This window comes from Agromyces allii, assembly GCF_009749385.1.
GTDB lineage: Bacteria > Actinomycetota > Actinomycetes > Actinomycetales > Microbacteriaceae > Agromyces > Agromyces allii.
Window position 1 is genome coordinate 183,274 of sequence record NZ_WBIN01000006.1, and the last position, 12,184, is coordinate 195,457.

Sequence of the window (12,184 nt, forward strand, 5' to 3'; positions counted from 1 at the left end):
CAGAATGTCGCGTCTTCATAACCATTGCATTGCGCGTCCGCAAAGTGCTGGGGCGGCGCGCGCAACATTCGGTAACGTGTGCCCACAGCCCCGCTCTCTCGTCCAGGGGCGCACTATTTGGAGGACACAGTGAAGGTCACGACCAAGAAGGCCGGATTCGCCGGCCTCGCGCTGCTCGGCAGCGTCGTACTGCTCGCCGGTTGCGCGTCCGCTCCCGAGGATTCGGGCAGCGGCGACGGTGGCGAGGCCATCGACTTCCAGCCCTGCATGGTGTCCGACTCCGGCGGATTCGACGACAAGTCGTTCAACCAGCTCGGCTTCGAGGGCGCCACCAAGGCCGCCGACGAACTGGGCGTCGAGCTCAAGAGCGTCCAGTCCGAGGCTGAGACCGACTACGCGCCCAACCTGACGAACCTCGTCGACCAGGGCTGCGACCTCATCGTCACCGTCGGCTTCGCGCTCTCGGCCGCCACGGTCGAGTCCGCCACGGCGAACCCCGACGTCGAGTACGTCATCATCGACGACGCGGCCGACAACGACTTCGACGGCACCGTCGATGCTCCGAACATCAAGCCGATCCTGTTCAACACGGCTCAGGCCGCCTTCCTCGCCGGCTACGCGGCTGCCGCGTACAGCGAGACCGGCGTCGTCGGCACCTTCGGCGGCATGAACTTCCCGACCGTCTCCATCTTCATGGACGGCTTCAAGCAGGGCGTCGACTACCACAACAGCGAAAAGGGCACCGCGGTCAAGGTCCTCGGCTGGGACGGCACCGACGGCCTCTTCACGGGCGGCTTCGAGGCCAACGACACCGCGCGCAACACGGCGCAGGGCCTCATCGACCAGAACGTCGACGTGCTCCTGCCCGTCGGTGGCCCGATCTACCAGTCGGCTGCCGCCGCGATTCGCGACTCCGGCAAGGACATCGCCATGATCGGCGTCGACGCCGACTTCACCGAGACCGACCCGTCGGTCGCCGACCTCATGCTCACCTCGATCCTCAAGGGCATCGACGTCGGCACGTACGACGCCGTGCTCGCGGCGGGCAACGGCGAGTTCGACCCGACCCCGTTCGTCGGCACGCTCGAGAACGAGGGCGTCGGCATCGCGCCGTTCCACGACTTCGAGTCGAAGGTCCCGGCCGACCTGCAGGGTCAGCTCGACGAGCTCAAGGCCGCGATCATCGCGGGCGACGTCGAGGTCAAGTCCTACCTCGCGGAGTAATCCACGACACGCGCGACGGGGAGGTCGGCTTCGGCCGACCTCCCCGCCGCGCGTTCACCGGGTGCTGCCGATGCGCACGTCCGGCCCTCGGCCAACACGTGAGCATGCGGCCTCCGCTCGCTCCGACATCCGAGCGACATCTGCTGCAGATGCGCCATCTTCACTAGGATCAGGACATGAAGCTCGAACTGCGCGGCATCACGAAGCGCTTCGGCAGCTTGGTCGCCAACGACCACATCGACCTCACCGTCGAGGCAGGGGAGATCCACTGCCTGCTCGGTGAGAACGGCGCCGGAAAATCCACACTCATGAACGTGCTCTACGGCCTGTACCAGGCCGACGAGGGCGAGGTGCTCCTCGACGACGAGGTGCAGCACTTCGCCGGCCCGGGCGACGCGATGGCCGCCGGCATCGGCATGGTGCACCAGCACTTCATGCTGATCCCCGTGTTCACGGTCGCCGAGAACGTCATGCTCGGCCACGAGTCGACCAAGGCCGGCGGCATCCTCGACCTGGCGAGCGCTCGCGCGAAGGTGCGCGAGATCTCCGACCGGTTCGGGTTCGACGTCGACCCCGACGCCCTCGTCGACGACCTGCCGGTCGGCGTGCAGCAGCGCGTCGAGATCATCAAGGCCCTCTCGCGCGACGCCCGCGTGCTCGTCTTCGACGAGCCCACCGCGGTGCTCACCCCGCAGGAGACCGACGAGCTCATGGGCATCATGCGCCAGCTCAAAGAGAGCGGCACGTCGATCGTCTTCATCACGCACAAGCTGCGCGAGGTGCGCGAGGTCGCCGACCGCATCACCGTGATCCGCCTCGGCAAGGTCGTCGGCGAGGCCTCGCCCACCGCCTCGAACGCCGAGCTCGCATCGCTCATGGTCGGCCGTGCGGTCGAGCTCACGGTGCACAAGGACGAGCCGAACCTCGGCGAGGCCGCGCTCGTGGTCGAGGGCCTCACGGTCATCGATCCCATCGGCCAGCTCGTCGTCAACGACGTCAGCTTCACCGTGCGCCGGGGCGAGATCCTCGCCGTCGCGGGCGTGCAGGGCAACGGCCAGACCGAGCTCACCGAGGCGCTCCTCGGCCTCCAGCCGCGCATCACCGGATCCATCGCGATCGACGGCATCGAGCTCAGCTCGGCGAGCCCGCGGCGCATCCTCGACGCGGGCGTCGGCTTCGTGCCCGAAGACCGCAACGAAGACGGCCTGGTCGGCGAGTTCACGATCACCGAGAACCTCATGCTCGACCGCAGCAACGGCGCGCCGTTCGTGCGGGCCGGCAACATCCAGCGGGCCGCGCTCGAGCAGTTCGCCCGCGAGAAGGTCTCCGAGTTCGACGTCCGCACCCAGGGCATCGACTCGAAGGTGCGGCAGCTCTCGGGCGGCAACCAGCAGAAGGTCGTGCTCGCCCGCGAGCTCAGCCGCGACCTGCGGCTGCTCGTCGCCGCACAGCCCACCAGAGGCGTCGACGTCGGCTCGATCGAGTTCATCCACAAGCGCATCGTCGAGACGCGCGACTCCGGCGTGCCGGTCGTCGTGGTCTCGACCGAGCTCGACGAGGTCGCCGCACTCGCCGACCGCATCATGGTCATGTACCGGGGCCGCATCGTCGGCATCGTGCCCGGCGACACCCCCCGCGAAGTCCTCGGCCTCATGATGGCCGGAGAAGTCCCCACCGAAGGAGCCGCCGCATGAGCGACCCCCGCGAACCCGCTTCCGGCGGAGCCGACTCCCGCGAACCCGACGCCGACGTCGCGATCGAGGAGCCCGGTTCCGTCGCGGCCACGAGCACCACCACGACGACGACCGCCGCCGCCCGGGCTGCAGCGCCCGAGGTCGAGCCGCCGTCGCGCTGGCACACGATGCTGCACCAGATCGCGACCGGCAACGCGATCATCTCGGTGCTCGCCGTGATCCTCGCGCTCATCGTGGGTGCGATCATGATCGCCTTCACCGACGAGAACGTGCAGAAGGCGAGCGTGTACTTCTTCGCCCGCCCCGGCGACACCGTCGTCGCGGTCTGGCAGTCGGTCTCCGGCGCCTACACCGCGCTCTTCCAGGGCTCGGTCTACAACTTCAACCGCGACACGTTCGCGGCCGGCATCCGCCCGCTCACCGAGACGCTCACGTTCGCGACGCCGCTCATCGCGGGCGGCCTCGGCGTCGGCCTGGCGTTCCGCGTCGGCATGTTCAACATCGGCGGTCGCGGGCAGATGCTCATCGCGGCGTCGGTCGCGGGCTGGATCGGCTTCGGCTTCGATCTGCCGTGGGGCCTGCACATGCTCGTCGCGCTCATCGGCGGACTCCTCGGCGGCGCGCTCTGGGCCGGCATCGCGGGCCTCCTGAAGGCCCGCACCGGGGCGCACGAGGTGATCGTCACGATCATGCTGAACTACGTCGCGTTCTACCTCGTGTCATGGATGCTGCGCACCCCCGGCCTGCTGCAGGCCCCGGGTTCGAGCAACCCGAAGACGCCCGCCATGAAGGAGACCGCGATCTTCCCGGCCCTCCTCGGGCCGCAGTACAACCTGCACTTCGGCTTCATCCTCGTGGTCGGTGCGACCGTGCTCGTCTGGTGGATCCTCAGCCGCTCGAGCCTCGGCTTCAAGTTCCGCGCCGTCGGCGAGAACCCGAACGCGGCACGCGTGGCGGGCATCAACGTGAAGTCGATGTACGTCTACGCGATGCTCATCGCGGGTGCACTGCTCGGTCTCGCGGGCGTCAGCCAGGTGCTCGGCACCGTCACCACGGGCTTCACGGCCGGCATCGACGCGGGCATCGGCTTCGACGCGATCACCGTCGCGCTGCTCGGGCGCTCGACGCCGTGGGGCATCTTCGTGGCCGGCATCCTGTTCGGCGCGTTCAAGGCCGGCGGCTTCTCGATGCAGGCCGCAGAGGGCGTGCCCGTCGAGATCGTGCTCGTCGTCCAGTCGCTCATCGTGCTCTTCATCGCCGCGCCGCCGCTCGTGCGCACGATCTTCCGCCTGCCAGACCCGTCCCGAGCCGCGAAGCGACCTCGCCCGATCGTCACGAAGGAGGTGAAGGCGAAATGAGCACGACCGTGCAGCAGACGCCTGCATCCGACGTCCCCGCCCTCGCGACGACCGTCGTCACGAGCTGGAAGGCGCCCATCGCCTTCGCAGCCTTCACGCTCATCGCCCTCCTGCTCGCGGTGTTCGCCCCGCGCGAGGGCGAGACCGGGTTCCGCCTCTCCGAGGCGAAGGACGTCATCCAGATCACGACGATCACCACGCCCGCGATGCCCACCCTCTGGGTCGTCATCGTGCTGCTCGCCCTCGCGACCGCGTACTCCGTGTTCATCGTCGCCTCGAAGCGTCGCGTGCCGCTCTGGCTCATCGTCGTCTTCGCGGTGCTGTTCATGGTCGGCTTCCTCACCTGGGCGGCCGCGGGTGCGACGATCCCCGTGGTCGGACTGCTCTTCGGCTCGCTGAGCCTCGCCGTGCCGCTCATCTTCGGATCGCTCTCTGGCGTGCTCTCCGAACGGGTCGGCGTCATCAACATCGCGATCGAGGGCCAGCTGCTCGCGGGTGCCTTCACGGCTGCGGTCGTGGCCAGCATCACGGGCCAGCCCATCGCCGGGCTCTTCGCCGCGATGGTCGCCGGCATGCTCGTCTCGTTCGTGCTGGCGGCGTTCTCCATCAAGTACTTCGTCGACCAGGTCATCGTCGGCGTCGTGCTCAACGTGCTGGTCCTCGGCCTCACGAGCTTCTTCTACTCGCAGGTGCTCGTGCCGAACGCCGCGCAGCTGAACACGCCGCCGCGCTTCGACCGGCTGCCGATCCCGGTGCTCAGCGAGATCCCGATCATCGGACCGGTGCTCTTCCGACAGACGCTCGTGGTCTACCTCATGTACGTGGCCGTCGCGCTCGTGTACATCGGCCTCTTCCACACCAAGTGGGGACTGCGCCTGCGAGCGGTCGGCGAGCACCCGCAGGCCGCCGACACCGTCGGCATCAAGGTCAACCGCACGCGGTTCTGGAACGTCGCCCTCGCGGGCGCGATCGCCGGCCTCGGCGGCACGTTCTTCACCATCGGGTCAGGCATCGCGTTCAACAAGGAGATGACGGCCGGAGCCGGCTTCATCGCCCTCGCCGCGGTCATCTTCGGCCAGTGGGATCCGATCAAGGCGACCTTCGCGGCGCTGCTCTTCGGATTCGCGTCGAACCTGCAGAACACCCTTGCGGTCATCGGGTCGCCCGTGCCGAGCGAGTTCATGCTCATGCTCCCGTACGTCGTGACGATCTTCGCCGTCGCCGGGCTGGTGGGCAAGGTGCGCGGCCCGGCCGCGGCGGGCAAACCGTACATCAAGTCCTGACCTCGTGCGCGCCGGCGTCGGCGCGCACGAGCACGGCGGAACACCCATCCACGAACGGGGGAGCACCATGACCGCAACGGATGCGATCGACTGGACCGATCTTCGCGAGCGCGCACGCGAAGCCATGGCCAAGGCCTACGTGCCGTACTCCGAGTTCCCGGTGGGGGCCGCGGCGATCGTCGACGACGGCCGCATCGTGAGCGGCTGCAACGTCGAGAACGCCTCGTACGGCGTGACGCTCTGCGCCGAGTGCTCGCTCGTGTCGGCGCTCATCATGTCGGGCGGCGGGCGCCTCGTGGCGTTCTCGTGCGTCGACGGGCACGGCAACGTGCTCATGCCGTGCGGGCGCTGCCGTCAGCTGCTCTACGAGCACTCGTCCGAGGGGATGCTGCTCGAGACCGTCTCGGGCATCAAGACCATCGACGAGGTGCTGCCCGACGCGTTCGGACCGAGGCAGCTCGCAGAATTCAAGGGCGTCGAGTACAAGGGCGCCGAAAGCAAGGGAGCTGGAGCATGAGCGGCATCGAGGCATTCGACGCGGTCGACCTGATCCGGGCGAAGCGCGACGGGCACGAACTCGAGACCCCTGAGATCGGGTGGCTCGTCGACGCCTACACGCGCGGGTACGTGGCCGACGAGCAGATGTCGGCCATGACCATGGCGATCTTCCTGAACGGCATGAGCCGCCGCGAGATCCGCGACCTCACCATGGCGATGATCGCCTCGGGTGAGCGCATGGACTTCGGCGGCCTGGGCAAGCCGACGTCCGACAAGCACTCCACGGGTGGCGTCGGCGACAAGATCACCCTGCCGCTCATGCCGCTGGTCGCGAGCTTCGGCGTCGCGGTGCCGCAGCTCTCCGGCCGGGGTCTCGGACACACCGGCGGCACGCTCGACAAGCTCGAGTCGATCCCGGGCTGGCGCGCCGACCTCACGAACGAGGAGATGTTCGCGCAGCTCCGCGAGGTGGGCGGCGTCATCTGCGCCGCCGGGTCCGGCCTCGCACCGGCCGACAAGAAGCTCTACGCGTTGCGCGACATCACGGGCACGGTCGAGGCGATCCCACTGATCGCGAGCTCGATCATGTCGAAGAAGATCGCGGAGGGCACGGGTGCGCTCGTGCTCGACGTGAAGTTCGGCTCCGGCGCGTTCCTGCAGGACATCGACCGCTCGCGCGAGCTCGCCCGCACGATGGTCGCGCTCGGCGAAGACGCCGGCGTCGCGACATCCGCCCTCATCACCAACATGAACGTCCCCCTCGGGCTCACGATCGGCAACGCGAACGAGGTTCGCGAGTCGGTCGAGGTGCTCGCCGGCGGCGGTCCGGCCGACGTGCGCGCGCTCACCGTCGCGCTCGCGAAGGAGATGCTCGAGCTCGCCGGGGTGCGCGACGCCGACGTCGAGGCGGCCCTCGACGACGGTCGCGCCATGGACAGCTGGCGCGCGTTCGTCGTGGCCCAGGGCGGCGACCCCGACGCGGCCCTGCCAGTCGCTCGCGAGACCCACACGGTCGTCGCCGACCGCGACGGCGTGCTCGTCGAGCAGCAGGCGCTGCCCTTCGGCATCGCCGCCTGGCGCCTCGGCGCGGGTCGTGCGCGCAAGGAGGACCCGGTGCACCACGCGGCCGGCATCGACCTGCACGCGAAGCCCGGCGACACGGTGCGCAAGGGCGAGCCGCTCTTCACGCTCCTCGCCGACGAGCCCGCCCGGTTCGCCCGTGCACTCGCCGCGGTCGAGGGCGCGTACCGCATCGGCGATGCCGGAGAGCCGGTGCTCGACGGCGGCCCGCTCATCGCCGACCGCATCGGCGGCTGACCTCCCGACGACGCCCTGCCGAGTGCCTCCCGCAGCCTCGGCAGGCGTAGCTTCGAGATTGCCGAGACTTCGCGGCGGCCTCGCCGCTATCGTGGACTCGTGAACACGATTCCGACGGAGTACCGGCTCGAGGGCGACGGCGCGAACATCCAGGCATTGCCGAAGGTGTCCCTGCACGACCACCTCGACGGCGGTCTGCGCCCGCAGACCATCATCGAGCTCGCCGACGCCGCAGGCGTCGACGTTCCCGTCCACGACGCCGACGAGCTCGGTTCGTGGTTCGCCGAGAAGGCCGATTCGGGCTCGCTCGTCGAATACCTGAAGACCTTCGACCTGACGACCGCCGTCATGCAGACGCGCGAGGGGCTCACCAGGGTCGCTCGCGAGTTCGTGCAGGACCTCGCCGCCGACGGCGTCGTCTACGGCGAAGTCCGCTGGGCGCCCGAGCAGCACCTCGCGCGGGGCCTCAGCCTCGACGAGGTCGTCGAGGCCGTGCAGACGGGCCTCGACGAGGGCATCGACGACGCCCGCAGCCAGGGCCACGCGATCCGCACGGGCCAGCTCGTCACGGCCATGCGCCACGCCGATCGGGGTCTCGAGATCGCCGAGCTCGCCGTGCGCCACCGCGACCGGGGCGTCGTCGGCTTCGACATCGCCGGAGCAGAGGCGGGGTTCCCGGCCAGCCGGCACCGCACGGCCTTCGACTTCCTGGCCGGCCAGTACCTGCCCGTCACGGTGCACGCTGGCGAGGCCGACGGCCTCGAGTCCATCCGCAGCGCGCTCTTCGACGGCCGCGCCCTTCGCCTCGGCCATGGTGTGCGCCTGGCCGAAGACCTCACGATCGAGCGCCAAGACGACGAGAACACGTACGTCTCGCTCGGCCCGATCGCGCAGTGGGTGCGCGACCGCGAGATCGCGCTCGAGCTGAGCCCGTCGTCCAACCTGCAGACGGGGGCGATCGAGGCCTGGGGCGATGAGCTCATCGACCACCCCTTCGACCTGCTCTACCAGCTCGGCTTCCGGGTCACGGTCAACACCGACAACCGCCTGCAGTCGGCCACGAGCCTCACGCGCGAACTCGCCCTCCTCGCCGATGCCTTCGGGTACGACCTCGACGACTTCGAGACGTTCCAGCTGAACGCGGCTGCGGCGACGTTCCTCCCGCTCGACGACCGCGAGGAGCTCGCCGAGGTCATCCGCGAGGGCTTCGACGAAGCCTGAACGGATGTCGCGGCGCATCCCGGCGCCGCGGTCACGAGCACACCCGATCCTCCAGCCATCGCGCGAACCCGTGCTGAAACGGAACGACCACACATGACCACGACACTGCCCGACACGGCGGTCGTCCTCGGTGCCGACGTCCCCGACTGGCGCACCGCGGTCCGCGAGTCCGGTCGCGCGCTCACGCGGGCAAAGGTGACCAGGCCCGAGTACACCGAGCGCATGATCGGGGTGATCGAGGAGTTCGGCGCCTACGTGGTCATCGCCCCCGGTCTCGCGCTCGCGCACGCGCGCCCGGGGCCCGACGTGCTCGGCGAGGGCCTCTCGGTCGTGACGCTCGCGACCCCGGTCGACTTCGGACACCCGCACAACGATCCCGTTCGCGTGGTGATCGGGCTGGCGGTCGCGAACGCTGAAGAGCACGTCGCCTCGGTGGCGAGGCTCGCGAACGTGTTCAACGACCTGGGCGTCATCGATCGCCTCGCGCAGGCGACCGACGCCGACGAGGTGCGCGTGCTCCTCGGCGTTCCGGCCGGCGGTGAGGCATGAGGATCATCGCGGTCTGCGGCGAGGGCATCGGCACCTCGGCCATCCTCAAGGTCAACGCCGAGCGCGCACTCGACCGGCTCGGACTCAGCGCTTCGGTCGACGCGAGCGACCTCGCCTCGGTAGCGGATGCCGCGGCCGACGCCCAGGTCGTGCTCACGTCGACCGAGCTCGCCGCCGACGTTCGCGCGAAGCTCGGGCGCTCGTTCGCCGAGATCATCGAGATCGTGAACTACTTCGACGTCGAGGAGATCGGCTCGAAGCTCGAACGCTCGCTCGGCTGAATCGCGTTCCGTTCGGGCCCGCCCTGTTCGCCGGGCGGCCCGAAGCCGGCCCGGGCCGCCCGCATCGCGAGCCGCCCGAACCGGCGTCGGCTCAGGCGGTGAGCTCGCGCATGCCCGCTTCGAGGCGGGCGAGCGTGTCGGATGCCGCGGCGCGGCGCTCGGCGACCGTGCCCTCGTGGGCGACGACGTCGAGGTAGACCTTGAGCTTCGGCTCGGTGCCGCTCGGGCGCACCATGACGCGCGACCCGCCCTCGAGGAAGATGCGCAGCACGTCGCTGGGGGCGAGAGCCCCGAACCCGTCGGAGAGGTCTTCGATGCGCTCGACCGTGATGCCGCCGATCTCCGACGGCGGCTCGGCGCGCAGGCGCGCCATGATCGCGCCGATGCGGCTGAGGTCGGTGACGCGCAGTGAGATCTGGCCGGAGTCGTGGCATCCGAATCGCTCGACGAACTCGTCGAGGTGGTCGGCGACGGTGCGACCGGTCGCGTGCAGGTCTGCGGCGAGCGACAGGAACGCGACGGCGGCCGAGATGCCGTCTTTGTCGCGCACGGTGCCGGGGTTCACGAGGTAGCCCAGCGCCTCCTCGAAGCCGAACAGCAGGTTCGGCGCGCGCGAGATCCACTTGAAGCCCGTGAGCGTCGCCTCGAAGTCGAGGTCGTACGCCTGGGCGATCGCCTCGAGCCCGGGGGAGGAGACGATCGAGCACGCGAGCGAGCCGTCGGAGGCGCCGTCGCCCGTCTCTTCGGCGGCCTTGCGCGCGGCGCGCCAGCCGAGCAGCAGCCCGACCTCGTTGCCGGTGAGGCGACGGTAGCCGTCGGCCGCCCCTGCATCGGGGATCGCGATCGCGAGCCGGTCGGCGTCGGGGTCGTTCGCGACGATGAGCTCGGCGCCGACCTCGCGGGCCCGCGCGAACGAGAGGTCCATCGCGCCGGGCTCTTCGGGGTTCGGGAACGACACGGTCGGGAAGGCGGCGTCGGGCTCGATCTGCGCCTCGACGAGCGCGGGGGCGTCGAACCCGGCGGCGGTGAGCACGCGCGAGGCGGTCTCCCACCCGACACCGTGCATGGCGGTGTAGACGACCTTGGGCTGGGCCGGCGGAGCGTACCCCGCCTCGTGCGCGGTCGCCTGCACGTAGGCGTCGACGAGGGATTCGTCGGCGGTCTCGAACTCGCCGCGGGGCAGGTCGGTCACGAGCAGCGTCGCGGCGACGCCGGAGATGTGCGCGGCGATCTCGGCGTCGGACGGCGAGACGATCTGCGAGCCGTGGTCGGGGCCGCCGAGGTAGACCTTGTAGCCGTTGTCGTTCGGCGGGTTGTGCGAGGCCGTGACCATGATGCCGGCCGAGACGTCGAGGTGACGCACGGCGAACGCGAGCACCGGGGTCGGCAGCAGTCGCGGCAGCAGGATCGCCCGGATGCCCGCGCCGGCGAGGACCTCGGCCGAGTCGCGCGCGAACACCGCAGAGTTGCGGCGCCCGTCGTAGCCGATGACGACCGACGGGGTCGTGCCGGGCGCGCGCTCGAGCAGGAACGCCCCGAGCCCGGCCGCGGCCTGCGACACGAGCACGCGGTTCATGCGGTTCGGGCCGGCCGCGATCTCGCCGCGGAGCCCCGCGGTGCCGAAGGCGAGGCGCTGGTCGAACCGGTCGGCCAGGTCGGCGGATGCATCGGCGTCGCCGCCCTGCACCCGGGCGACGAGGTCGTCGAGCTCGACGCGCGTCTCGGGGTCGGGGTCTTGGGCGACCCACGCCTGCGCGAGCGCGATGCGGCGCGCGTCGTCGGCGGACGGGACGGCGGGGACGGCGGGGACGGCGGGGGTCGACCCGTCGGCCGACGAGCCGTCGGCGGGCGAGGTGGCGTCTGTCTGCGACATCCGGCGCTCCTAGAGTTCTGCGACGATCTTCGCGAGCAGCGACGAGATGACGGGCTCGGCGGCCTGGCCGGCCTCGATGACCTCCTGGTGGCTCAGCGGGGTCTTCTGGATGCCGGCGGCGAGGTTCGTGATGAGCGACATGCCGAGCACCTCCATGCCGGCCTGACGCGCGGCGATGGCTTCGAGCGCGGTCGACATGCCGACGATGTGGCCGCCGATGATCTTCGCCATCTGCACCTCGGCGGGCGTCTCGTAGTGCGGCCCGCGGAACTGGCAGTAGACGCCCTCGTCGAGCGTCGGGTCGATCGTGTGCGCGAGGTCGCGCAGGCGCTTGGAGTAGAGGTCGGTGAGGTCGATGAACGTCGCACCCTCGAGCGGCGAGTCGGCCGTGAGGTTGATGTGGTCGCTGATGAGCACGGGCGTGCCGGGCTTCCAGTGCTCCTTGATGCCGCCGGCGCCGTTGGTGAGGATCATCGTCTTCGCGCCCGTCGCGGCCGCGGTGCGCACCGAGTGCACGACCCGGCGCACGCCGTGGTCCTCGTAGTAGTGGGTGCGGGCGCCGATCACGAGCGCGCGCTTGCCGCTCGGCAGCAGCACGGAGCGCAGGGTGCCGACGTGGCCCTCGAGTGCGGGCTTCGAGAATCCGGGCACGTCGGTGGCGGCGAGCGTGTGCGTGGTCTCGCCGATGAGTTCGGCAGCGCGGCCCCAGCCGCTGCCGAGGGTGAGGGCGATGTCGTGGTGTTCGACCCCGGTGAGCTCCGCGATGCGGGCCGCGGCGTCGGCGGCGACGGCGAAGGGATCTGCGGAGGGGTCGTCGAGCACGTTTGCTTCGGTCATCCCACCACTCTAATCAGGGGGCGGATGCCGCGGCAGGGCGCTGCTCGTT

Annotated in this window: 11 protein-coding genes; 9 read left to right on the top strand and 2 right to left on the bottom strand. The window is 70.1% G+C overall.

From position 1 onward, the window contains the following. The first annotated feature begins 129 nt into the window (after window positions 1-129). The 9 genes from GQR16_RS09015 (at window position 130) to GQR16_RS09055 (ending at window position 9,425) form a co-directional block, all read left to right on the top strand. Window positions 130-1,224 (top strand): BMP family lipoprotein, encoded by a 1,095-nt coding sequence (locus tag GQR16_RS09015; RefSeq protein ID WP_157414810.1) that lies wholly within the window; start codon window positions 130-132, stop codon window positions 1,222-1,224. A 176-nt stretch (window positions 1,225-1,400) separates the two neighbouring features. Then, a complete protein-coding gene (locus GQR16_RS09020) occupies window positions 1,401-2,918 on the top strand; it encodes an ABC transporter ATP-binding protein (protein WP_157414811.1) in 1,518 nt (505 codons plus the stop codon). Then, on the top strand, window positions 2,915-4,276 hold the full coding sequence (locus tag GQR16_RS09025) for an ABC transporter permease (RefSeq protein WP_211373474.1): 1,362 nt from the start codon (window positions 2,915-2,917) through the stop codon (window positions 4,274-4,276). Before GQR16_RS09020 ends, GQR16_RS09025 begins: the two co-directional genes overlap by 4 nt. After that, window positions 4,273-5,559, top strand: a complete 1,287-nt coding sequence (locus GQR16_RS09030) for an ABC transporter permease (RefSeq protein ID WP_157414812.1) — start codon at window positions 4,273-4,275, stop codon at window positions 5,557-5,559. The genes GQR16_RS09025 and GQR16_RS09030 overlap by 4 nt, the downstream gene beginning before the upstream one ends. Window positions 5,560-5,626: 67 nt before the next feature. Then, a complete protein-coding gene (locus tag GQR16_RS09035) occupies window positions 5,627-6,076 on the top strand; it encodes a cytidine deaminase (protein WP_157414813.1) in 450 nt (149 codons plus the stop codon). Further along, the gene (locus tag GQR16_RS09040) at window positions 6,073-7,374 is read left to right on the top strand and encodes a thymidine phosphorylase (RefSeq protein WP_157414814.1); all 1,302 of its coding nucleotides are present in this window, start codon (window positions 6,073-6,075) and stop codon (window positions 7,372-7,374) included. Before GQR16_RS09035 ends, GQR16_RS09040 begins: the two co-directional genes overlap by 4 nt. A 108-nt stretch (window positions 7,375-7,482) precedes the next feature. Beyond that, the gene (locus tag GQR16_RS09045) at window positions 7,483-8,595 is read left to right on the top strand and encodes an adenosine deaminase (protein ID WP_157414957.1); all 1,113 of its coding nucleotides are present in this window, start codon (window positions 7,483-7,485) and stop codon (window positions 8,593-8,595) included. A gap of 93 nt (window positions 8,596-8,688) precedes the next feature. Next, window positions 8,689-9,144 (top strand): PTS sugar transporter subunit IIA, encoded by a 456-nt coding sequence (locus tag GQR16_RS09050; protein ID WP_157414815.1) that lies wholly within the window; start codon window positions 8,689-8,691, stop codon window positions 9,142-9,144. Continuing rightward, a complete protein-coding gene (locus GQR16_RS09055) occupies window positions 9,141-9,425 on the top strand; it encodes a PTS sugar transporter subunit IIB (protein WP_157414816.1) in 285 nt (94 codons plus the stop codon). Before GQR16_RS09050 ends, GQR16_RS09055 begins: the two co-directional genes overlap by 4 nt. Before the next feature lie 91 nt (window positions 9,426-9,516). Here GQR16_RS09055 and GQR16_RS09060 read toward each other — a convergent pair whose 3' ends face one another. Next, window positions 9,517-11,298, bottom strand: a complete 1,782-nt coding sequence (locus GQR16_RS09060) for a phospho-sugar mutase (RefSeq protein ID WP_157414817.1) — start codon at window positions 11,296-11,298, stop codon at window positions 9,517-9,519. 9 nt (window positions 11,299-11,307) lie between these two features. After that, window positions 11,308-12,135, bottom strand: coding sequence for a purine-nucleoside phosphorylase (locus GQR16_RS09065; protein ID WP_157414818.1), 828 nt, complete (start codon window positions 12,133-12,135; stop codon window positions 11,308-11,310). Window positions 12,136-12,184 lie beyond the last annotated feature (49 nt).

Coding starts and splice junctions, on each gene's coding strand:
- GQR16_RS09060 (WP_157414817.1), bottom strand. CDS start 11,298: ATGTCGCAGACAGACGCCACCTCGCCCGCCGACGGCTCGTCGGCCGAC.
- GQR16_RS09040 (WP_157414814.1), top strand. CDS start 6,073: ATGAGCGGCATCGAGGCATTCGACGCGGTCGACCTGATCCGGGCGAAG.
- GQR16_RS09050 (WP_157414815.1), top strand. CDS start 8,689: ATGACCACGACACTGCCCGACACGGCGGTCGTCCTCGGTGCCGACGTC.
- GQR16_RS09055 (WP_157414816.1), top strand. CDS start 9,141: ATGAGGATCATCGCGGTCTGCGGCGAGGGCATCGGCACCTCGGCCATC.
- GQR16_RS09030 (WP_157414812.1), top strand. CDS start 4,273: ATGAGCACGACCGTGCAGCAGACGCCTGCATCCGACGTCCCCGCCCTC.
- GQR16_RS09020 (WP_157414811.1), top strand. CDS start 1,401: ATGAAGCTCGAACTGCGCGGCATCACGAAGCGCTTCGGCAGCTTGGTC.
- GQR16_RS09035 (WP_157414813.1), top strand. CDS start 5,627: ATGACCGCAACGGATGCGATCGACTGGACCGATCTTCGCGAGCGCGCA.
- GQR16_RS09025 (WP_211373474.1), top strand. CDS start 2,915: ATGAGCGACCCCCGCGAACCCGCTTCCGGCGGAGCCGACTCCCGCGAA.
- GQR16_RS09065 (WP_157414818.1), bottom strand. CDS start 12,135: ATGACCGAAGCAAACGTGCTCGACGACCCCTCCGCAGATCCCTTCGCC.